The organism is Thermogemmatispora argillosa, assembly GCF_059696725.1.
The window spans coordinates 603,970-625,651 of sequence record NZ_AP019377.1 but is presented as its reverse complement, the minus strand read 5'-3'; the positions used below and the strand labels follow the sequence as shown (position 1 = coordinate 625,651).

15 protein-coding genes are annotated in these 21,682 nt (G+C 60.4%); 7 read left to right on the top strand and 8 right to left on the bottom strand.

The annotated features are described in order from the left end of the window. Positions 1-49: 49 nt before the first annotated feature. On the bottom strand, positions 50-3,016 hold the full coding sequence (locus AC6H1L_RS02585; RefSeq protein WP_497599991.1) for a discoidin domain-containing protein: 2,967 nt from the start codon (positions 3,014-3,016) through the stop codon (positions 50-52). A gap of 686 nt (positions 3,017-3,702) precedes the next feature. Here AC6H1L_RS02585 and AC6H1L_RS02580 point away from each other — a divergent pair. Further along, entirely contained in the window at positions 3,703-4,191 is a 489-nt protein-coding gene (locus AC6H1L_RS02580) for a GNAT family N-acetyltransferase (protein WP_497599990.1), read from the top strand. A 140-nt stretch (positions 4,192-4,331) separates the two neighbouring features. On the opposite strand, the gene AC6H1L_RS02575 is transcribed toward AC6H1L_RS02580, so the two are convergent. Then, the gene (locus AC6H1L_RS02575) at positions 4,332-5,363 is read right to left on the bottom strand and encodes a LacI family DNA-binding transcriptional regulator (RefSeq protein WP_497599989.1); all 1,032 of its coding nucleotides are present in this window, start codon (positions 5,361-5,363) and stop codon (positions 4,332-4,334) included. Between the two features lie 446 nt (positions 5,364-5,809). On the opposite strand from AC6H1L_RS02575, the gene AC6H1L_RS02570 reads away from it, so the two are divergent. Further along, positions 5,810-8,524: a pectate lyase-like domain-containing protein gene (locus AC6H1L_RS02570; RefSeq protein ID WP_497599988.1), complete on the top strand. Its 2,715-nt coding sequence runs from the start codon at positions 5,810-5,812 to the stop codon at positions 8,522-8,524. A 256-nt stretch (positions 8,525-8,780) separates the two neighbouring features. Here the strand turns inward: AC6H1L_RS02570 and AC6H1L_RS02565 are convergent, their stop codons facing one another. Beyond that, on the bottom strand, positions 8,781-9,215 hold the full coding sequence (locus AC6H1L_RS02565) for a hypothetical protein (RefSeq protein ID WP_497599987.1): 435 nt from the start codon (positions 9,213-9,215) through the stop codon (positions 8,781-8,783). A 602-nt stretch (positions 9,216-9,817) separates the two neighbouring features. Between AC6H1L_RS02565 and AC6H1L_RS02560 the strand changes: the two genes are divergently transcribed. Then, a complete protein-coding gene (locus AC6H1L_RS02560) occupies positions 9,818-10,768 on the top strand; it encodes a LysR family transcriptional regulator (RefSeq protein WP_497599986.1) in 951 nt (316 codons plus the stop codon). A gap of 60 nt (positions 10,769-10,828) precedes the next feature. Here AC6H1L_RS02560 and AC6H1L_RS02555 read toward each other — a convergent pair whose 3' ends face one another. The 3 genes from AC6H1L_RS02555 to AC6H1L_RS02545 all read right to left on the bottom strand — a co-directional run bounded on the left by AC6H1L_RS02555 (position 10,829) and on the right by AC6H1L_RS02545 (position 13,548). After that, complete coding sequence (locus tag AC6H1L_RS02555) at positions 10,829-12,121, bottom strand: MFS transporter (protein WP_497599985.1); 1,293 nt, start codon at positions 12,119-12,121, stop codon at positions 10,829-10,831. A gap of 227 nt (positions 12,122-12,348) precedes the next feature. Beyond that, entirely contained in the window at positions 12,349-12,798 is a 450-nt protein-coding gene (locus AC6H1L_RS02550; RefSeq protein ID WP_497599984.1) for a GNAT family N-acetyltransferase, read from the bottom strand. A gap of 348 nt (positions 12,799-13,146) precedes the next feature. Next, positions 13,147-13,548, bottom strand: a complete 402-nt coding sequence (locus AC6H1L_RS02545) for a (R)-mandelonitrile lyase (protein ID WP_497599983.1) — start codon at positions 13,546-13,548, stop codon at positions 13,147-13,149. A gap of 307 nt (positions 13,549-13,855) precedes the next feature. Here AC6H1L_RS02545 and AC6H1L_RS02540 point away from each other — a divergent pair, with 307 nt between their 5' ends. From AC6H1L_RS02540 to AC6H1L_RS02525, 4 genes are all read left to right on the top strand, one after another. Further along, positions 13,856-14,203 (top strand): hypothetical protein, encoded by a 348-nt coding sequence (locus tag AC6H1L_RS02540; protein ID WP_497599982.1) that lies wholly within the window; start codon positions 13,856-13,858, stop codon positions 14,201-14,203. 285 nt (positions 14,204-14,488) lie between these two features. Further along, entirely contained in the window at positions 14,489-16,519 is a 2,031-nt protein-coding gene (locus tag AC6H1L_RS02535) for a cellulose binding domain-containing protein (RefSeq protein WP_497599981.1), read from the top strand. Positions 16,520-16,781: 262 nt separating this feature from the next. Beyond that, positions 16,782-17,615 (top strand): CPBP family glutamic-type intramembrane protease, encoded by an 834-nt coding sequence (locus AC6H1L_RS02530; protein ID WP_497599980.1) that lies wholly within the window; start codon positions 16,782-16,784, stop codon positions 17,613-17,615. 269 nt (positions 17,616-17,884) lie between these two features. Then, a complete protein-coding gene (locus AC6H1L_RS02525) occupies positions 17,885-18,703 on the top strand; it encodes a DUF6585 family protein (protein ID WP_497599979.1) in 819 nt (272 codons plus the stop codon). A 97-nt stretch (positions 18,704-18,800) separates the two neighbouring features. Here the strand turns inward: AC6H1L_RS02525 and AC6H1L_RS02520 are convergent, their stop codons facing one another. Both AC6H1L_RS02520 and AC6H1L_RS02515 read right to left on the bottom strand, forming a co-directional pair. Continuing rightward, on the bottom strand, positions 18,801-19,718 hold the full coding sequence (locus AC6H1L_RS02520; protein ID WP_497599978.1) for an RNA polymerase sigma-70 factor: 918 nt from the start codon (positions 19,716-19,718) through the stop codon (positions 18,801-18,803). Positions 19,719-19,805: 87 nt separating this feature from the next. After that, positions 19,806-21,176, bottom strand: coding sequence for a phytoene desaturase family protein (locus AC6H1L_RS02515; protein WP_497599977.1), 1,371 nt, complete (start codon positions 21,174-21,176; stop codon positions 19,806-19,808). Positions 21,177-21,682: the final 506 nt, after the last annotated feature.

The window sequence follows — 21,682 nt, the reverse complement described above, 5'->3', positions numbered from 1 at the left end:
GCCCGCGGGCGCTCGCGGTCAGCGCGGCTTAGGCGTGCCGCAAGCGCAATCAAGCGGGGGTATAGATGCCGAATTCCCAGAGCGAGTAGCCGTAAGGGGTGCCGCGCACCGTCCCATAGAGACGCACGTAGCGTCCCGAGCCGCTCACATCAAAGTCGTCGACGCCGCCGGTCCCGTTCGTCGTCGCATAGATTGTCGTCCAGGTCGCGCCGTCGTTCGACACCTGGATCTGGTAGGCCGAGCCGTAGGCTGTCTCCCAGATGAGCTGAATATGGCTGATCTGCCTCACCTGGCCCAGATCGACCATAATCCACTGCGGATCACTCCAGTCGCTGGCCCAGCGCGTTGACAGGTTGCCGTCGGTAGCATTAGCAGGCGGATAGGGTGCGCCGTTGCCGGTGGTCTGATAAGACGAGGCCGTCGTGGGTTTACCAATCGCTACGTTGGTTCCATTGACGGGCGGTGGCACCACCTTGAATGAGCGCGTCTCGATACCAACGTTCCCCAGGCCATCGTAGGCGTACAGATAGACCTTCCAGGTGCCCAGCACCTTGGGAGCCGTCACCGTGAAAGTACTGTTCCCCGTCTGGCTGAAGGTGGCGTAACGCAGGCCAGTGCTGCCATCAACGTATTTGCTGCTGAACAGCACATTGTAGCGCAGCAGGTTGCCGCTAGGGTTGCTGACGCTCGCGCTCAAGGTAAACTGGCCGCCGGCGGGCACCGTGTTCGTGCTCAGCGTGAGATTCGAGATCACCGGCGGGGTGCTACTCGGCGGCGGGGTCTGCCCTGTATAGAGCTGTTGGACGGTGTAGTAAGCCAGGCGTTTCCATCCGCCAGTTTTCAGGTTAAACCAGACGCCGCCGAAATCGTTCTCGATGCCATAGTTGAAGAGCGTGGCCCCGAGCGCTACGCCGCTGTGGCTGGTGATGCAGTTCCAGGCGGTAGCGTAGCCCTGAGCTGACTGCACATCCGTGCTTTCCTGGGGCACGCCATTGGCATCGTTGGGTACCTCCCACTCGCCTGGCGGTCCCGACTCGGTCACGATGTAAGGGACGGTATAGCCGCCATTGAGCCAGTCCTGCTTGAGGTTGCAGACCGCTCCGTAGGAGTTAACGGCGTACAGATCCAGGTGCGGCGCGTTGGCCTTGTAGTACTGCCAGGCGCCGGCCCAGGCATCGGTTGAGGTCACCGGATGATTGGGATCGATGGCGTGAATGGCCTGGGCCACCTGATCGACGAACTGGGCATAGGCGTTGCGCTCCTGCTCTAGCTGCGTCCCCGAAAAGGTATTTTGTAGATTGAGCAGGACTTCATTGCCGACATCCCACATCAGCACTGCTGGACTGTTCTTGTAGGTGTTGACCAGGTTCTGAATAGCGCTGAGCTGGCTCGCCTTATAGGCGCTATCGTTGAGGTAGTCAGCGCTCTGGGAAAGCCAGAAGCCATTGATGACCTTGATGCCGTAGGCAGCGGCGGCGTTAAGCAGCGACTGCGTACTGCTATCGGTGCCCCAGGTGCGGATCGTGTTAACGCCCAGGGCCTGCAAATCGGGCATGTAGGCCAGCGCGGCGGCGTTCGGGGGACCAAAGGTTACGCCCTTGATCAGGTAGGGAGAGCCGTTAACCAGCAACTGCCAGTTTCCCTGAGTGCCTGTGACTTTGACGACGCTGGCCCCGCTTGGAGTCGACGGTGTTGTCAGCGCTGGGGGGGGCGTGCCTGTCTTCTGATAGACGGCGACTGAGGCGATGCTCAGTGTGCCGCCCGAAGAGGTTGCGCTTGTCGGTGTGGTGCAGCTACAGACCGTATTGGGGAAGGAGCCGCCGATGGCCAGGTCAAAGATCAGGAAAAAGCTGTGGTCGACGGCGGCCTGCCAGGCGCTCACGCCCACCTGGCTCTCGCGCACAATCCAGATCTGCTGATTGTCCAAATACCAGCGGATCTGTTCGTCTGAGAGGCTGCGGTCGATGACCACTGAGTATGTGTGATAGCCGCTCTGGCATCCTGGACAGGTGGCCAGGCCACTGGTGAGGCCATTGTACTCGTTGCAGGGGCCGCCCGGGGCGCTGCCACAATGCAGCGTAGCGATTTCGGCATTGCGCCCGTTGACGTCTTCCAGAATGTCGATCTGTCCAACGGCAGGCCAGTTTTGGTAGTTGCCGCGATATTGGGACCCCATCGCGCTAAAGGCTGGCCAGTAGCCGAGACCGTTGGCCGGGTTGGGTTGCTTGATGGAAGCGCTGATTTGCAGCATGCCGCCCGGCGGAGCGGCGAAGTCGCTGCGTCGCGTCTCGATGCGCCCAGAGGTCCAGCTCCCGTTATTGTTGATAGCGGTAATATTAAGATGGTTGTTGCCGTCGAGGTAGACATTGCTGGTCGAGTTACTCATGGTCTCGACCTCACCGGTGCCCCAGTTAGCTGCTCCGCCAGGGTAGCCTGTGCCTGTGTCGATGATCCAGTTGTCTGCCGAGGGCAAGCTACCAGCCGGACCGCTGAAATTGTCGCTCCAAACAAGTGTCCAGCCGCTGCTAGCGAGAGGTAAGATCTCCAGGCCATTGAGTTGGGCCTGATCAACGAGGGAGCTGAACTGGAGGGAGATGGTGCCGCTGGGGGAGGCGGTGGCGCTGAACTCTTTGATGATAGCCTTGTCGGGGCCACCAGCAGCGGCGAAGATATCGAAGTTGGAGAGGACCGTTTGCCCGTTGAGGCTAACGTTGAACAGACGCTTGCCGGGGGAGGTCCAGTAGGTTTCGGCGAAGTGGAGACGAACGGTGTAGCTGGCGCCGGGGGTCAGGTTGGGGATGGTATAGGAGAAGTTGCCGAGGCGGGCGGTCTGGTAGACGGCCTGGGGGGCGGGATTGGAGAGGCCGGAGGTGTCGACGGTGTGAGAGGTGGAGGAGGTGCCGCCCCCAGAGAAGTCGGTATCGGCCACAAAGGGGGAGACGGCGGGGCCGCCCGCGTTGATCTGGATGGCGGTGGCAGCTCTCGCCAGAGGGGCCCGGCTCATCAGCGATGCCATGACACTCCAGGAGCACACTAACATGAAGACGAGCAACCAGCGAAGCATAGGCAACAGCGCTGGTGCGAATGATGACGTAGGCGGCCTTGCTACATTGGGAGTAGGTGCGTCCATGACAAACTCCTTTGCTGGTGCTTGCTGCCTGGCAGCTAAAGCCGATCGTAGAGTCCTGTCTTTCAGGGAGAAGATCAAGCTGAGAACTCACAGGCTCCCAGGAGGCGGCCCTGACCTCCCTGGCGATTTCCTGACCTGTCTGTCTGCCCGCCTGCCTGCCGAAGTGCAGGGTAGAGCCTTGTCCGAGGGAGGGTGAGCGCCACGCTGGCTGACGCTTTCTCCTCCTTTCTTTTCGAAATTTTACGAAATCAATATCGATATCTTCGCTTTGAATATAGAGAATTTGGGGGGTGATGTCAAGGGGCATGAAAGATTGCCTGCTCTTTTTTCGAAAAGAGTGAATGACAGACAAGGGAACCGCGGGCTTGTCCTGGCGGCGGACAAGATGCTATCATATGCTCCGCCGACAAAGCCATCCTCTCCGCGCCAAAGGCGGCCCGGCGGAAGAGGCAGCTATTTCATATCGGCTCTGATAAACTGAAAGAGAAGAAGCAAGCCATAGTCCTTGTCCCGAAGCGAACACGCACCGTCGGAGCAGAAGAGGAACCCTGATCGGGAGGGCGAAGCCAACAATGTTCACCCTGCGTCGCTATACACCAGCTGATCAGGTAGCCGTCGAACAATTACACGTAACCGTCCTCAAAGAAACGGGAGCCTATCTTGGACGAGGCCCCTGGGATGACGACGTATATGCCATCGAAGAGCACTATCTCAACAACGGAGGGGAATTTCTCGTAGGCGAATGCGACGGGAAGATCATCGCGATGGGGGCATTGAAGCGCACGGATGCTGAGCGTGCCGAAATCAAACGCATGCGTGTGTTGCCCGAATATCAGGGCCGCGGCTACGGTCAGCGTCTCCTCGAAGCCCTTGAAGCGCGAGCGCGCGCCCTTGGTTACCGCCTGCTGCATCTCGACACGTCGGTTCTCCAGACAGCGGCCCAGCGCCTCTACACCAAAAATGGCTTTCGCGAAGTAGGTCGCGCCTTCTATCCACAGTCCCCGACTTCAGAGGAGGACCGCCCGCTAGAAATGATCCTCTACGAGAAGTCACTGAGCTAGTTCGCGAAAGCGCAGGGCCTGCCTCCCAAAACAAAAAAAGACGCGACCGGCCGACCCCTTGCCAGCCCGAACCGGCTGGGCCAGGCGCTGGCAGGTAGAGCAAGAAGGCGGGCCTCATTGCCCGCCCCTGCCGTCTCGATTCAGCCTGCGCGTGGCGGGCAGCATGACTGGCGCTCGACCAAATGAGTTGGCAACACCACACGCGGCATCTCCAACTGTTCGCCATTGATAAGGCGGAGCAGCATCGAAGCCGCCGTTCGCCCCAGCTCCAGGCGTGGAGCATGAATGGTCGTCAGCGGCGGATTCATGATCTCGGTATACGGCAGATTATCAAAGCCTACTACGCTCATCTGCTCGGGAATGGCCAGGCCGCGCTCATGCAAGGCCCGGTAGACGCCCGCCGCCTGACGGTCGTTGCCGGCAAAAATGGCTGTCGGGGGCTCCTCCTGCTCCAGTAAGCGCAGGGTTGCCTGATAACCACTGGTCTCGGTGAAGTCGCCGTCGCACTCCAGCTCTGGTAGCAGTGGCAGCCCGGCGGCATCAAGCGCGGCGCGGTAGCCGGCAATGCGCTCGATGGCATCCCTGGCTGGGGCTGTCTTGCCGATGTAGGCAATGCGTCGGTGTCCCAGGCGGATCAGGTAGGTCGTGGCTACAAAGCCTCCTTCCCAGCTTGTGATGCGCACTGAGGGCGCCATCGCCTGGAGGCCGCCCTGATTGTGAATCAGGACAAAGGGCAGGCCTGAGCGCTCAAGCTGCTCAATGGCTCGCTCAGAGGGCAGGACTACCAGGATGCCATCGGTCGAATGATCTGTGACCGTGTTGATCCAGCGTACTTCCTCCTCTGGTTTGTAGTCGGTGGCTGTCAGAACGAGCCGTAGGCCGGCCTCGCGCAGAACCTGGGCGACGCCCTCCAGGATCGGCAGATAGTATTCGTCGTCAAGCCGTGGCAGCAGTAGATCGATCAGGCCGGTCTTGCCTTTACGCAGCGCTCGGGCTGCCCGGTTGCGTACAAAGCCGTACTCTTGAATGATCCGCTCGACTTTCTCGCGCGTCGGCAGCGAGACGTCTGCTCTCCCATTGAGTACTTTGGAGACCGTTGGAACTGAAACCCCCGCTATTCTGGCGATTTGGGCGATGGTGGGACGCCCGTCGGTGTTGTGTCGTCTTGCCATTGACTTGTGCTGTGCTTGCTCCCCTCTGAAAGTTTCCGACCTATTATAGCACAGCCAATCTGGAATCATCTGCCTTCTCCTTTGCTCTTTGCTCCCTGTTACTGCTGGTGCTGTCATCCTGCAAGAAGGCTCCCTTGACAAGCCGGGGCCCAATCCGTATAGTTTCTCTTAGAAAACGATTTCGATTTATTTCGAAAATAGGACGGCGACCCTGGCTTCGCCGCTTGCTCATTCGCCAGTCCGCCGCTCCTGATGGCCATGACAATCGATCGAAAGGAGGCGAGATCGCTTCTGGCTGGGGGCCTTGGCACCTCTCGGCCTGCCTTCGTCGCTGGGACCCCATTGCCGTCTGTCAGCCGGCTTTGTGCTGAGGGCGGTCGCTGTGGCTTGCTCGTGGGGGGTTTTCCTCTTCTAAGCTTGTAGCTACCCTATTGAAAGGAGATGTCATGGACGCGTATGCTCCAAAGATAACACGCTGGCGCAGGATTGCGCGACAGGGTCTTGTCTGTGGGCTGATCTTGCTCTTTATTTGCTCTCTTGTTCTCGTTTTCCCTGTTCTCAGATTGACGCCGCGGGCCCATGCGGCGGCTCCCGTGCAGATTAATGCGGGAGGGCCGGCGGTGGCGCCTTTTGTGGCGGACACGGACTACAGTGGGGGGAGTACAGCCAGCACGAGTGCGGCGATTGACACGTCGGGGGTGACGAACCCGGCGCCGCAGGCGGTCTATCAGAGCAATCGGTATGGGAACTTCAGCTATACGATCCCGAACCTGACAGCGGGGGCGGCCTATACAGTGAGGCTGCACTTTGCGGAGACGTACTGGAGTGCGGCGGGCAAGCGGGTCTTTAATGTGAGCATCAATGGGCAGCAGGTGCTGACGAACTTTGACATTTATGCGGCGGCGGGCGGGGCGAACAAAGCGGTAGTGAGGGAGGTGAATGCGACGGCAGCGGCGAACGGGACCCTGACGATCCAGTTTAGCACGGTGGTGGACAATGCGCAGGTCAATGGGTTGGAGATCCTGCCCGCGGCCAGTGCTGTACGGATCAATGCGGGAGGACCGGCGGTGGCGCCTTTTGTGGCGGACACGGACTACAGTGGGGGGAGTACGGCCAGCACGAGTGCGGCGATTGACACGTCGGGGGTGACGAACCCGGCGCCGCAGGCGGTCTATCAGAGCAATCGGTATGGGAACTTCAGCTATACGATCCCGAACCTGACGGCGGGGGCGGCCTATACGGTGAGGCTGCACTTTGCGGAGACGTACTGGAGTGCGGCGGGCAAGCGGGTCTTTAATGTGAGCATCAATGGGCAGCAGGTGCTGACGAACTTTGACATTTATGCGGCGGCGGGCGGGGCGAACAAAGCGGTAGTGAGGGAGGTGAATGCGACGGCGGCGGCGAACGGGACCCTGACGATCCAGTTTAGCACGGTGGTAGACAATGCGCAGGTCAATGGGTTGGAGATCCTGCCCGCGACGGCGAGCACGCCAACCCCAACACCAACCCCAACGCCGCCAGCGGGCACGCCCAATTTTGGGCCGAATGTCTACATTTTCGATCCCTCGATGCCCAGCTCGACCATTCAAAGTACTCTAGACGCCATCTACAGCCAGCAGCAAACTAACCAGTTTGGCACCAATCGCTACGCCCTGCTGTTCAAGCCAGGCACCTACAATGTCACGGTCAACGTTGGCTTCTACACGCAGGTACTTGGTCTGGGGCGCTCGCCTGACGACGTAGTGATCAATGGGGCGGTCAACCTCGACGCAGCCTGGATGAATGGCAACGCTACGCAGAACTTCTGGCGTGGCGCCGAAAACCTCAAGATCATCCCTTCCGGCGGCTGGAACAAATGGGCCGCGGCTCAAGCCTCGCCGCTGCGGCGCGTCGACATCCAGGGGAATCTACTGCTTTGGGATGGTGGCTGGGCCAGTGGCGGTTTCCTGGCCGACAGCGTGGTCACTGGCCAAACGCAGTCTGGCTCGCAGCAGCAGTGGCTCTCGCGCAACGACCAGCTTGGAAGCTGGAATGGTGGCGTCTGGAACATGGTCTTTGTCGGCGTCAATGGCGCGCCGCCGCAGAGCTTCCCCAACCCACCGGAGACAGTCATCAATCAGACGCCGGTCATTCGCGAGAAGCCTTTCCTGTACATTGACCAGACTGGCAACTACTATGTTTTCGTGCCGGCGCTGCGCAGCAATAGCCAGGGCACGACCTGGGCCAACGGAGCGGCGGCGGGCACCTCGATCCCCATTAGCCAGTTCTACATCGCTCATCCTGGCGACTCGGTAGCCACCATCAACAACGCTCTGGCTCAGGGCCTGAATCTGCTCTTCACCCCCGGCGTCTACCAGCTCAATGGCACCATCAACATCACGCGTCCGAATACGGTCGTGCTGGGGCTGGGACTACCAACACTGGTGCCGCAAAATGGGGTCATTCCCATGACAGTAGCCGATGTCGATGGGGTTTCGATCGCGGGTCTGCTCTTTGACGCTGGCCCGGTCAATTCGCCGGTGCTGCTGCAGGTTGGCCCCAGCGGCTCAACGCAGAACCATGCCGCGAATCCGACGGTCCTCAGCGATGTTTTCTTCCGCATCGGCGGGGCTGGGCCTGGTCAGGCTACTCAGAGCCTGGTGATCAATAGCAACAACGTGATTGGTGATGACCTCTGGCTCTGGCGCGCCGACCACGGCAGCGGCGTTGGCTGGACCGTCAATCCTGCGGCCAACGGCCTGGTTGTCAATGGGAACAACGTGACCATGTATGGCCTCTTTGTCGAACACTATCAGCAGTACGAGGTCATCTGGAACGGCAACGGTGGTCGTACCTACTTCTTCCAAAACGAGATGCCCTATGACCCGCCCAACCAGGCGGCCTGGATGAATGGCAGCACGCGCGGCTATGCCGCCTACAAAGTGGCGAACTCGGTCACCAGTCATGAAGCCTGGGGGGTCGGGAGCTACTGCTACTTCAATGTTGACCCTTCAATCGTGGCGGATCGGGCCTTTGAGGTGCCCGATACGGCGGGAGTGACCTTCCACGACCTGGTGACGGTCTCGCTCGGCGGTGTGGGAACCATCCAGCACATTATCAATAACACCGGCGGCCCTTCGAATTCAAGCAACACCACAGCCTACCTGGTGAGTTACCCTTGACACTGACAGCGGCCTACGAGGCGGCAGCGTGATGGGGTAAACCAACCCAGCCCAGCTTAGGTCGAGAGGATGGTGGGAGAAGGCGAGGAACCAGACGGCAGAGGCCCGGCAGATCCGTGCACCTGGTGGTTTGACGACCAGTTCTGACCGACAGTCGGTTGCTCTGCACGGTTGGCCCCCGGGCCTCTGTTCGTTGCTGATCGCTGTCTGTCTTCTCGCTGGAAAGCAGGTCGATGCATCTTTGCTCGTCTCTTCTCTAGAGCGCGGCGGCGGCCAATTGTCTGCTCTGCTCGCCAGTCGCTGCTTTCTCATCTGCGCTGCAGGGCTGCTCTGCAGGTGTGAAGATGACCTGATCAGCGGTGCAGATGAAAGAGTGGCTCCAGGTGTCAAGCGCCTGTTCCCACTCGCGAAGATCCGCTTTCTGTTGCTCGGACCTCAGTAGACGTGCAAAGCCATAGATTGAGAGCACCAGCGGGATGCAGATGCCGATGACCGCCAGGGCATATTCCAGAAAGGTGAATTGGCCACTCGCGCAGAGCAGCATCACAGCAATCAAGGTCACGGTCTCCGTGATCCCACCTACTGTAATGGGCCAGAGAAGAAAGCTCCGCTCCCGTGGTGGAGGTGGGGGGGCCAGGCGCGCATCTCCATGCTGCCGGTTCTGCTTGTAAAGCGCAGGCACAGATGTCACATTCTTGCTTTGGTGGCAGATCGGGCACACAGGCGTGGCTCTTGAAAAAGAGCGTTGTGGTCTTCTTGCAAGATCGATCATATGGGATCAGCTCCTTTAACGTTGCTTGCTGGTATGTAACAGCTTCTCTTAGTTTGCTTACTCTCTCGTCAGCGCAAGCAGACAGACGGCTAAGAAAGAAGATGGTAGATAGATAGCTACCTGCCAGCAGAGAGGAGAGCATTCTGCTCGCCTTGTTTCTCCTATAGTCTAGAAGAGGTCAAAGTCAGGCACCAGAGCCAGTCATTAAGGGTTACTCTTGATTGAGCCAGGGGAAAGCGTGGCTCCTTAAAGGGAGGCTGCTCGGTCAGGCAAATTATAATTGGCTTGACGACGGCTGTGGCGATCTCCAGCTGCCGGAAGAAAGATGCTATACTCTAAGCAGAACTAAGAGTAACCCTTGGGAAAAGCCTGGGTTGGACTGGACTGGACTGGTTAGCAGGCCAGGCTACCTACCCGTTGACTCTCAAGAGTCGGGTCGGGAGGGCGAGGGGCGCCTCTCCTCTGCCGCGGACCACGCATTGCTTGCCTGAACAGATATCGCTTAGTGAATGTAGGCTTCTATGGTCAAGCACTGGCAGCACAATGTCACTCTCTATCAATTGCGCGTCTTCCTGGCAGTTCTGCGCCATCGCAACTATACCCATGCCGCTGAGGAGCTGCATCTGAGTCAACCGGCGGTCTCGGCGCAGGTCCATGAATTGGAGCGCTTGCTAGGCTTACCTCTCTTTGAGCAGGTCGGCAAGCGTCTGGTCCCCACGCAAGCGGCGCTTATGCTTGAGGAGCACGCCCGCAAGGTGATGGCGGAGATCGAGGCGGCGGCTGATGCTCTGGAGAGCCTGCATCGTATCGAGGCGGGGCGCCTGGCTCTTGTGGCCAGTACAACCATCGGCAACTATTTTCTCCCCGTCGCGCTAGCTCTTTTTCATCGTCGCTACCCACGCGTCGAAATCGAGCTGCTGATTGCTAACTCTCAGGTCGTCTATGAGGAGGTGCGCGCTGGCCGTCGCGAATTAGGGCTAATAGAGAGCCATGTGGAAAGCGTAGACGACGGCCTGCTGCTAACTCCCTATCGCCAGGATGAGCTAGTATTGATTGTGCCGCCGTGGCATCCCTGGGCCCATCTCGAAAGTCTTCCCTTAGCGGCCCTGCGCGACGTAACCTTGCTTTGGCGTGAGCCAGGCTCGGGAACGCGCAGCGTCATAGAGGCCGCTTTTGAACAGGCTGGGATTCGGCCAGCCATCACGCTGGAGCTGGGCAGCAATGAGGCAATCAAGCGCGCAGTAGCGGCCAATATGGGAGTGGCTATTGTTTCACAGGCTGCAGTGGCTGCTGAGGTCACTGCCGGCTGGCTGAGCACCGTGCGGATTGGCGATGCTGCTCTGCGACGGACCCTGCATCTGGTTCAGCGTCGCACAGGACATCTCTCGCCCGCTGCTCAGGCCTTTCTAACCTTGCTTCTGGAGCCGGAGGCCGGGCACGAAGCAAGGGAGAGACCGGACCCGGGCCACTAGGCTTATCGCGCTTGCTCTCCGCTACCTGGGTCGTGCAGCAAATTCTCCAGATGCGTCTGTCTAGTCGCCTGTGGTCAGGCTCCCTGAAGACGAGGTAGAAGAAGACGGGCTGTGGCCTTTCTGTCCCGTCTGCGGGGAACGTGACCCTGGCGTAGGAGGCGCTTGCTGTCCACCGGTAGCGCCGGCCAGGAGGCTGATGCCCAGACTCAGCAGGATGATGATCCCCAGAGCGAGGCGCAGACCCATAAGGCTGGCCAGGAAGCCAATAGTTGGCGGGCCAGCCATAAGACCGGTATAGCCGCAAGTGGCCACGGCTGCCAGGGCGGTGCTGGTGGCCTGACCCTGCCCAGCAAGGTGCCCGGCGGCGCTCAGCGTCAGAGGAAAGACGACCCCCAGGCCGCAGCCAATCAGGGCGAAGCCTGCCAGGGCAAGCAGCAACCAGGGAGAAAAAAGCACTAAAGCCAGGCCGCTGGCTGCAAGCAAGCCTCCAAGGCGTACCATCAGGGCTGCGCCCAGTCGTGCCGTCAGGGTATCCCCAACACTGCGACTGACCATCATCGTGACAGAGAAGGCGGCGTAGCCGATGGGGGCCAGGCCAGCCCCGCTGTGCAGGTTGCTGTTCAGATAGAGGGCGCTCCAGTCGGCCATTGCCCCCTCTCCGAAAAGGGAACAGAAGGCGATCAGGCCCAGTGCCAGGGTGGCCCGCGAGGGGCGAGCAAAGAGCACTCTGCGGCCTTCCGCGCTCTCGCTAGCGGGCTGGTCATGGGACGAGGGCAGGAGAGCCGGGATGGCGCAGAGCGTCAGGAGAGCGCCCACCAGCGCGACGCCGCCGAAATGGGGCAGCAGTGAAATGCCGTACCCGGCAATCAGGCCCCCAAGCACGGAGCCGCCCAGGCTGCCGAGGCTGAAACAGGCGTGGAAGGAGTTAAGAATGGGCCGCCCGTAGAGGCGCTCAACCGCTACCCCTTGTGTGTTCATGGAAACATCCATTGCCCCAGCACTGGCTCCGAACAGAGCCGCCGCAGCGATGAGCAGGGGCAAGCTGGGCACTACCGCGACCAGGGTCAGCATCAGACAGAGACTGAGCGTGGCAAGGATTACGGTGCGACGACTGCCGTAGCGCGCTGCCAGGTAGCCACCGCCGCTCATGCCGGCCAGGGCTCCGGCGGCGCCGCCAAAGAGGACGCTGCCAAGGGCCGCCGGCGCCAGCGCGAGACGAGCCTGAACGGCGGGAATACGGGCCGCCCAGGTCGCGAGTAGTACGCCGTTCAATAAGAATAAAAAAGCGACAGCTAGCCGGGCCCAGCGTCGCCGCGCGGCAGAAGAGGGACGCGTCCCTGCGATCTGTTTCATAAGTAGTCTATGTACCCTCCCTTGCTTGGTTTGATGGCCGTTGCTACGTGCCAGATGCGGGCAGGCTGCAAGCTGCCGACGCGCGGCTCTGCTGCAAGCTGACCACTTATGGCTTACTGCTGCCTCGCTCGCTGGTCGATGGGCGCCCCGCCCTGGCCTGCCCAAGCGCGCAGTCTCTCGACGCGCTTGCCTTCACCCCGCTCTCGCCTGGCTCGCTCGCCGCGCCGTTACCAGCCCGAGGACTCGGAAGCAAAAATATAGTAACCTGGCTCTTCCAACTCCTCGGGCAAGCGCCGCAGGCCAACCTTGAGCGCGACCTGCTGGGATGGCACGTTGGCGGCTCTGATGCGTGCGATAACCGGCAGAGGGGACAGATAGGTCCTGGCGAGCTGGAGGGCGGTGCGCGCCATCTCGGTGGCATAGCCCTGGCCCCAGGCGCTGGGGGTCAGGCGATAGTAAAGATTGAGTACCTCGCGTTCACGCCAGCGCTGCTGCTCCAAACCGCCGAAGCCGATGACCGTCTGCTCTCTGGCCAGCTCGATTGCCCAGTAGCCGAAGCCGTGCTCGGCCCAGTGCAGCCGGCAGAGCTGGAGCATGGCCTCGCTTCCCGCCAGGGAGCGGTGCACGCTCTCCGGGCTGTAGCGATAGGTGGCTGGGTCGCCGTGGACGCGAAACATAGCCGGCCCATCTTCGGACCGCAGCCGGCGCAGCAGAAGACGGGGAGTGCGCACGAGGCTCCAGATGGCCGCTAGCTCGGCGGGCGAGCGGCGGATGAGCTGCCACTGATCGTTCGGGTTGTTAGTCAGGGGGTGCCTGCCTCCTCTCTTTGAGTTGAGATTATGAAGCTATCTCCTCGGCCAGGCGCAAGGCGTTTCCCTGGCCTCTGTATATGCTCTCCATTCTACCACATGCGTCAGCCCCGGCGGGGCCTGACCAGGCAGATGGATAGAGAAGGGCACGCAAGGCGGCACCTGGCCACAGCCCGGCATGAGCCGAGAAGTGGGTCGGGATAGCTGGCCAGGCCTTTATACCTGTCCCTGATACTGCTCGTCGCTGACCGGCTCCATCCAATCGGCGGTTCGCCCATCGAGCTGCTCCTGAACGGCGATGTGCGTCATGGCAGTGGTGGGAGCCGCGCCGTGCCAGTGCTTCTCTCCAGGAGCAAACCAGACAACGTCTCCGGGGCGAATTTCTTCAATGGGGCCTCCCCAGCGCTGGGCGCGCCCGCAGCCGGCGGTCACAATGAGAATCTGCCCTAAAGGATGGCTGTGCCAGGCGGTGCGCGCTCCCGGCTCAAAGGTCACGCTGATGGTGCGCACTCGCCCGGGGGCCTGGGCTTCGAACAGGGGATCAATGCGCACTCTGCCAGTGAAGTGCTCTGCTGGTCCTTGTTGGGAGGGCTGGCTGCCGCTGCGCCGAATCTCCATTGTGTCTTTCTTTCTCCTCCTGCTGCTTGAACGTTTCGCTACTGACGAGGTAAACCGTTTTTTCTGACCGCTGCGCCGCTGCCGATGCTGCCTGGCTGGTCATCAGAAGATCACAGTGGCTCTGCTGACCGGCAGGCAGGCAGACAGACAGGCAGCAGCACGTGATCTGTGACGCCCACCATCCAGTATAGCAGAAATGCAGGGCGCGCGCTCGTGACCTTGGCTCTTCCGGCTCCAATTTCACGCTGGCTGAGGGGAAAATCTGGAGCGCGGCTATTTCAGCCTGGCGGCCTTAGAGAGGAGAGGCATGCTTATCTGTGCCGCGGGCTGCGCACGCGCGGGGATCTTGCTGGAGTCCATCTATTTTTGCCCCCATCATCCCGAGGGCACTGTACCAGCTCTGGCGTTCCGCTCCCACTGCCGCAAGCCACAGCCGGGCCTCCTGCTGCAGGCTGCCGCCAATCTTGATCTGGGCCTGGCTCAGCCCTGGTTGGTCGGCGACATTCTGGTTAACTGCCTGACAGCCTCCTGCACTCATCGCGAGTCCTTTGTGAGTTCGGTCTCAGGGGAGGAGGCTCTGCATGAGGCGCTGACGCTCTTCGTCGCTGGAGAAGGTCAGGAGCTGGCGCGTCAGCAGCAGGACGCCGCTCGCTAGATGCGAGCTGAGCGGGGTAAGGCCAGGACGGCACGCAGAGAGGAGGTGATTCGTGCCCAAGACAGGAGGGGAGCGCCTGACTCTGAGCGTCTAACAGGCCTTACAAAAAAGAGGAAGGGCCTCCCAGGGAGAGAGGGCCCGACTGGCTGCCGTCCAGATGCTCACAACCTGCCGTTGATTTGCCCAGAGGGCCTGCACTATGGTGAGGTCGCGAACACACGGCTATGCTGTCGGCGCCAGGAAGGCGCTGATAGACCTTTTCCCAAGGGAGGACCAAACAGGGTCATGTCCGCGATGCTTGCGCGCTTGCGCGTGCCTCGGCCTCACTGGTGGCAGGCGGCCTGTGCCAGCATCCTGCTGCTCTGCCTGCTCATTTCGGCGCTGGTGCTGCTTAATCCACTGGGCGCCCATCGCGTTTCTGCGGCCGGCAGCGTTCAAGTAACGGTCAATGCCAATCAATCGCTGGGCGCGTTGACCACGCTAAGTCGGGGTCTAAACACAGCCGTCTGGGATAGCAATCTGCTGGATAGCACGGCCAGCTCCGCCATCAAGAACGCCGGCATCGGTATGTTGCGCTTTCCGGGCGGCTCAACCTCCGATGTCTACCACTGGCAGACGCATTCTCTAGTCGCCGGTCAAGGTTGGCTTGATCCAAACAATACCTTTGACGCCTTCATGGGCCTGGTGCAGGCTGTGGGGGCCCAGCCCATTATTACCGTCGATTACGGGGCCGGCACGCCCTCTGAGGCCGCTGGCTGGGTCCAGTACGCCAACAAAGGAGGACCTGGCTACAGTGGTCCCGTTCCGACCTACCCGGGAGCCAGCAGTACAGGCCATACCTACGGCATCAAGTACTGGGAGATCGGTAACGAGGTCTATGGCGATGGCACCTACGGGGCAAGCTGGGAGTATAACAATAACCCCCATACCTCAGCGGCCTACGCGAGCAACGTCGTTGCTTACAGCCAGGCTATGAAGGCCGTCGATCCGACGATCAAGGTCGGAGCCGTGCTGACAACGCCCGGCAACTGGCCCGACGGCGTCACCAATTCCGCTTCACCTCAGCCCTGGAATCAGACCGTGCTCTCAACGGCCTGCTCGGCCATCGACTTTGTCATCATTCACTGGTACCCGCAAAATCCGGGGAGTGAGTCCGACTCGGGCCTGCTGGCCTCGACCAGCCAGATCCCCAATATGGTCTCAACGCTGCGCTCGGAGCTGTCGCAGTACTGCGGTTCCCATGCCAGCGCTGTCCAGATCTTGCTGACCGAGACCAATTCGGTTTCTTCCAATCCCGGTAAGCAGACGGTCAGCATTGTCAACGCCCTCTATGAGGCTGATGATTATATGACCTGGCTGGAAAACGGGGTGACCAGCGTCGACTGGTGGACGCTACATAATGGTCCGGTCGCTGGCAATACCAGCTCTTCGCTCTACGGCTCGGCCCAGTACGGCGACTATGGCGTCCTGGCGAACGGCGGCTGTATCAGCGGTGGACCATGCGAGCCGGCTGCCGATACGCCTTTCCCGACGTACTATGGCCTGCAGATGCTCTCATACCTGGGCAGTGCCGGCGATACAATGGTTGCCTCGTCTTCCAATCAGACACTGGTGGCTGTGCACGCCGTGCGCCAGGCCAACGGCAGCCTGGCCGTGCTGCTGATCAATAAGGACCCGAGCAATAGCTACAATGTGACCTTCGCGCTCAATGGCTATAGCGCCGCCAGCAGCGCGCGGGTCTACTCCTATGGCCCGACCAGTAGCTCTATTAGCTCGACGACCGTCTCGGGTTCGCCTCTACCCACTATATCGATCGCTCCCTATACGTTGACAACGGTCGTCTTCTCGCAGAGCAGCGGGGCGACGGCCACGCCAACGCCGAGGCCGACTGTGTCGCCAACGGTACCCCCAACTCCAACGGCAACAGCAACGGCGGCGCCCGCTACCCCGACCCCGTCGCCTACGCCTAGCCCGACAGCGGCGGCAGGCCTGAGTTGCGCGGTGCATTATGCGGTCACCAGTCAGTGGCCGGGTGGCTTTACCGCCAACCTCACAATTACTAATACGGGAACGACGGCGATCAACGGCTGGACACTGCAGTTCACCTTCCCGAGCGGCCAGACGATTACGCAGATCTGGAATGGGTCCTATACGCAGTCGGGCAGCACTGTGACGATCACGAATCTGTCATATAACGCTTCTATCCCGCCGGGGACCACGCTGGGGGCCTCGCCCGGCTTCAATGGAACCTGGAACGGCAGTAACGCCAGCCCAACGGCCTTCACCTTGAACGGGCGGGCCTGCAGCGTCGTCTAACAGCCAGACGCTCGCGTCCAGCTTCGCCAATTGGTTTTCCTATCTGCCTCTACCCGGATCGCTCTCCTGGGCTGTCTCTGAGAGCTGTGGCAGTCATGGCGCTGCCAGCCCAGAGACAGCCTTTGTTTGCGCTTTGAAGGCGGGAAGACTGGACCGCACGAGCATGATGAGCAAAGAACTGAGCTGAGGCCACTGGCTTTTTATATTGCAATATGCTATAATCTATATACCTGCTATGAAACGCAATAGGTGAACTGATCTCATGTGGCACTTCACTTTTCCCTGGCTTGAGTTCCTCCTCCTGAGCTGCGCGGCGCTTGGCAGTCTGGCCTGTGCTACTCCCTATCTGCTCGCACTGAACGGCGAAACTTTCAAACGGGCGCAGCAGCGGCTGCGACATCCATTATGGGTGCTGCTATTGCTGCAGGGGGGGCAAAGCGCGGCGCTGCTGGTGATGGCGATCGGGCTGGGCCTGCCCATTGCTCATCGGATTGGCCTGGGGGCCCCCTTACTGGAGGGCCTACTAGAGGGGCGATCGGTGACGGCCCAGGCTCAGACGCTCGTCGGACCAGCGCTATGGCTGGGCCTGGGGCCTGCCGCGCTGCTGCTCGCCCTGGAAATCCTGGTTTTCTGGCCGCGTCTGCCGGAGTCCATAAGGACGGCTATGCCGATCCCGGCGCTCTGGAAACGTTTGCTGGCCTGCTTTTACGGCGGCATCGCCGAAGAGCTACTATGTCGTCTGTTCCTGCTCTCGTTGTGCGCCTGGCTGCTGGGTTTCATCTGGCACCTGCCGGGAGGTGAGCCGGCGCCCGGGGCGTTCTGGCTGGCCGCCGCCGTGGCGGCTCTCCTCTTTGGCCTGAGCCATCTGCCTGCCACGGCGACGCTGACCAGGCTAACCCCCCTTCTGGTTGGGCGAGCTTTGCTGCTGAACGGCCTTGCCGGCCTGGCCTTCGGCTATCTCTTCTGGCGCTATGGGCTTGAGGCGGCCATGCTGGGCCACTTTAGTGCCGATCTCGTCTTCCATGTCCTTGGGGATTCCATTGCGCAAGCGCAGCGCGCTGCAAAGGCTGTCAAGACAACCGGCGAGCGCTCCTGACCATTGTTGTCCCAGTCTGCGTCTGCTCTTTAATAATGCAGTCTGTGCCCGGCTGTAAGCAAGTTAGTTCTCCAGCATGGAGAGGGCCGAAAAATCTGTCGATCATGCGTTTTCCTTAATAGAAAGGCATTCCCCGGAGTGCTCGCCAGAGTAGTGTGTAGCAGTCCAGCAGCAAACCAGTTGCCTTCAGGAGAGAGAAGGTCAGGTGATCCCCGATGTTGGCGTCTCCCCAGGAGCAGACGCGGCAACCCCTTCCGGTACCTCCCGATGTGGAGCAGGCGGCCCGAAGCGCCGATTTAGGCCTGCCCCAAAAGCACTACCGGCCCTCGATTCTCGTAGGACTCGAAGATTTCCTGATTATGCCAGAAATTGCGCTCTATTTATCTTTGGGCTATCTGATCGTTGCCATCATTTTACGTCATAATAATATACTTGAATTACTTTATGAGTACTTTATTATATTGCTGCTTATGGCAGGATTTCTGCTTATACTAGGCTTCCCGTTCTTCTTGCTGGCCTTGTTCCTGTATTTGTTTCGGGGCTCATGGGGGGTCTATGTATATGAGAGGGGATTCATCTATAAAAGAGGCCGGCGTGTGAAGGCCTGGCTCTGGGATCAGATCATGGCTGTATGGCAAGAAGTGAGTAAAGAGACAAGAATGATATCTGCAGGTGATTCATTAATCGAATATTCTAAGACCAATCGATTCTATATACTTCAGATAAAAGATAGTAAAAATTTTATATTTGATATTAAGTTAGCAAAAATGCAGGAGCTGATAGATTTTCTGGACGAGCGGATCAAAAACCGTCTCCTGCCCCAAGTTATTGCCGCCTTTGAGGCCGGCGAGACAGTGACCTTTGGTGCTTTGCGGCTCAACCGGGAAGGGGTGAGCTGGAAAGACAAGACGATCTTATGGGTCGAGATTCGTGCCATGACCCTCACAGATACCACTCTGATCATCGAAAAGACAGACAAGAAGAAGGCCTACTGGGATCTCTCCCCGATGCCCAATATCAGCCTGTTCCGGAGCCTGAAGGACCATATATTCCAGCGCTATCTGGGCATCACGGAGCCAGGGAGCTGATCGGCGAGAGGCGACCTTTCCGACCGACCTGGCCTTCAGCTCTCTGCTCCGGGAAAGGAGAAAGCTGCCGCGCACTGGCCTGGCGGCAGGTCAAGGCTCAGCGCTCGTTACTGATGGATAGAGAGCGAATCTGTCTTTCCGTCAGCCAGTGCAGTTTCTCGGGATTAACCACGCCGTAGATACGCCTGATGCGCTCCCCTTGCAGTTCCAAGAGAACCACACCTACCGCCTTCCCCTGCGCCAGGCCAATAATTGCCGGCTGACCGTTGACCTCGGAGAGCTGCGGCTGCAGATCCGGCGGGAACCATTTGCGCAGCGCGCCAAGCATACCGCGTGCGACGCGCTTCGCTCCCTGAATCGGCTTCAAGGCCGCCCTGACCTTGCCTCCGCCGTCAGCGATAAAGACAGCCTCATCGGCCAGCAGACCAAGCAGGCCCTCAACATCTCCTTCGGCGGTCGCGCGCAGGAACTGGGCCGTAAGCGCTTCCTGCTGAGCGCGCGAAACCTGAAAGCGTCGCTCGTCCTGTTCCAGGCGTTGATGGGCGCGATGTAACAACTGCCGGCAGCTTGCTGGACTGGTGCCGAGGGCCGCTGCAATCTCGGCATAGTCGCAATCAAAGACCTCGCGCAACAGCAGGACCGCCCGTTCGCGGGGACTGAGCTTCTCCAGCATCAGCAGGAAGGCAAAGGAGAGCGATTCCGCCAGCTCTGCAGTCGCTACCAACTCGGGGGCCTGAGCGGTTGCCAGTGGCTCTGGCAGCCAGGGACCGACGTAGATTTCGCGCTGCCTGCGGGCAGAGCGAAGCTGGTCGAGGCAGAGCCGCACCACCACAGTAGTCAGGTAGGCGCGGGGCGACTGCACAGCTCGCTCATCAGCTTGCAGCCAGCGGACGAAGGCCTCCTGTACCATATCCTCGGCGGCGCTTGCCTCCCCGAGCATGCGGTAGGCGATCGAAAAGAGCAACACCCGGTACGCTTCAAAAATGCGCGCGGTCTCCTCGCTTGTCTTTGTCATCGCATCGCTGCCGTCTTAATCTGAGAGATAGCGTATCGGCGCAGGCCATCTGGACGGAGGGCATCCGTCTCCCAGGCCTCTGAGCGTTCAGGAGGCGGACAGGACATCAGGGGCATGATACCCCATACTATGCCTGGGCCGCCAGCTCTGGCCTTGACCGACCAGCCAACGGCTGCTGCTCCCTGATCTAGCCAGATCAGAGAGCAGCAACTGAGCCGCCTGGCGCGCGCTGGCAAAGCAGGCGTCGGCCAAGTAGCCCTCCCGACCGACCCAATCGCCCGCCAGGTAGAGGCCGTCAATCTCGGCCACTCGTGGCTCTGGGCGCCCTGCCAGACCCTTGCCGTTAGCGGTCGGTACAGCTCCCATCACCTGCAGATGCGGCAGGAAGAAGCGCTTGACCACCAAAGCGCGCCAGCCCGGTTGCGCCACATCGAGCAACTCCTCCAGCTCGCGTTCGTGCTGCTGTGCGTCGCCGAGGGCCAGCGGGTCAAGGTAGCGGAGGGCATGGAGCACTGCTCCCCCAGCGGGCGCAACGCGGGCAAAGAGCGATTGAGCTGAGTAGAAGCGCGGCTGATCCAGGTCAAGCGCCACAGGACGGTCGGGACGTGGCAGACGTTGCAGCGCAACGTCAAGGCAGGCTACTGACAGTGGTCGGAGGGCGGCGAGACGCTGACTCAGCCGATGATCGGCTACCAGCCGTGTGACATCTGCTGGCTCAGTGGCCAGCACTACGGCTCGTGCCTCATAGAGGCGCCCGTCGCCCAGCTCAACGCCCCGAACCTGGCCAGCATCCTGCAGCACAGCGGTTACGGGTACTCCGCTGCTGAGGTGGGCCCCTGCCCGCTCAGCCGCGCGCTGTAGCCCGGCTACCAATGTTTGCCAGCCGCCATCGATATAGAGCACTGGCCGTCGTAGCGAAAGCCGCAACTGCGTAAGGAATGGCTCCATGCTGATCAGCTCCAGATTGGCGCTATAGGTCAGGGTGCGGGCGCTGGCCAGCAGCAGTCGATGGACTCGTTCGGATCTAGCATGCTGGTCAACCCAGGTCTGTACACTGACAGAGGCCAGCGCGCCTGGTCTGAGCAGCACCAGCCTGGCCAGGAGCGTCAGCAGCTCCCTTTTTTCGGCTCCTGTAAGCAGGGCCGTGCTCAGCAAGGTGGCAGGCTCGCCCGGATAGGCGAAGAACTGGCCCTGGAGCAGAGCCTGAACGTTGCGCGGCGAGCCGGCAGGCACACTGATGGCCAGCTCATGCAAAACCCGCGTCGCGGCACCGCCTGCGTAGAGGGCGTGGCCTCCGCGGTTCAGGGCGTAGCCTTGCTGCTGCCGGGTAGCGGCCCGCCCGCCCAGGTGGGCTGCCCTTTCAAACACGGCCACCTGGAGACCGGCCCGCGCCAGGTAGGTAGCGGCAGTCAGGCCCGTCAGGCCACCTCCAACAATGACGACATCCTTCTGAGGCATAGCTGATCTCTCCTCCGTCTGGAAGAAGTGATTTTTGTCATGGCAGAAAGCAGACGGAGCAGCTTCCCATTCTGTGACAGAGCCGACGGCCTCATCGCTCACAGTCTGCAGCGCCAGGCCTGCTCTCCTGACTGATCTATCAAGCTGCAGATCGCTCATAGGTTAGCTCAGCCTGCCCTGCCGATCCGGCCCGCGTCGGCAGCATTGTTACTGGGTCCCTTCCACTGCATGGGTGGCTCCTGGTACACTTGAAGAAGAAGCGTCAGACGTGATCTTGAGAGTGCAGCCCTGAACATCAGGAGGAAATGAGAATGGGCGACGAGCCTGATTGATGGCAGCCTGGATCATCCTTGAGGCCCTGATAAAAGTCTGTCGAAAGGATTTGTTTGTATACTTGTGATGCTCTGGCCGTTGGTCACCGTTTGGGCGCAAGCTGATGGAGGCTAACGACTGTGTCTACTCCATCCGGAGCGTGGCCAGACGCCTCGCAGTTATGCAAACACCAG

Coding starts and splice junctions, on each gene's coding strand:
- AC6H1L_RS02580 (WP_497599990.1), top strand. CDS start 3,703: ATGTTCACCCTGCGTCGCTATACACCAGCTGATCAGGTAGCCGTCGAA.
- AC6H1L_RS02575 (WP_497599989.1), bottom strand. CDS start 5,363: ATGGCAAGACGACACAACACCGACGGGCGTCCCACCATCGCCCAAATC.
- AC6H1L_RS02545 (WP_497599983.1), bottom strand. CDS start 13,548: ATGGAGATTCGGCGCAGCGGCAGCCAGCCCTCCCAACAAGGACCAGCA.
- AC6H1L_RS02570 (WP_497599988.1), top strand. CDS start 5,810: ATGGACGCGTATGCTCCAAAGATAACACGCTGGCGCAGGATTGCGCGA.
- AC6H1L_RS02550 (WP_497599984.1), bottom strand. CDS start 12,798: ATGTTTCGCGTCCACGGCGACCCAGCCACCTATCGCTACAGCCCGGAG.
- AC6H1L_RS02540 (WP_497599982.1), top strand. CDS start 13,856: ATGCTTATCTGTGCCGCGGGCTGCGCACGCGCGGGGATCTTGCTGGAG.
- AC6H1L_RS02515 (WP_497599977.1), bottom strand. CDS start 21,176: ATGCCTCAGAAGGATGTCGTCATTGTTGGAGGTGGCCTGACGGGCCTG.
- AC6H1L_RS02530 (WP_497599980.1), top strand. CDS start 16,782: ATGTGGCACTTCACTTTTCCCTGGCTTGAGTTCCTCCTCCTGAGCTGC.
- AC6H1L_RS02560 (WP_497599986.1), top strand. CDS start 9,818: ATGGTCAAGCACTGGCAGCACAATGTCACTCTCTATCAATTGCGCGTC.
- AC6H1L_RS02535 (WP_497599981.1), top strand. CDS start 14,489: ATGTCCGCGATGCTTGCGCGCTTGCGCGTGCCTCGGCCTCACTGGTGG.
- AC6H1L_RS02520 (WP_497599978.1), bottom strand. CDS start 19,718: ATGACAAAGACAAGCGAGGAGACCGCGCGCATTTTTGAAGCGTACCGG.
- AC6H1L_RS02585 (WP_497599991.1), bottom strand. CDS start 3,016: ATGGCATCGCTGATGAGCCGGGCCCCTCTGGCGAGAGCTGCCACCGCC.
- AC6H1L_RS02555 (WP_497599985.1), bottom strand. CDS start 12,121: ATGAAACAGATCGCAGGGACGCGTCCCTCTTCTGCCGCGCGGCGACGC.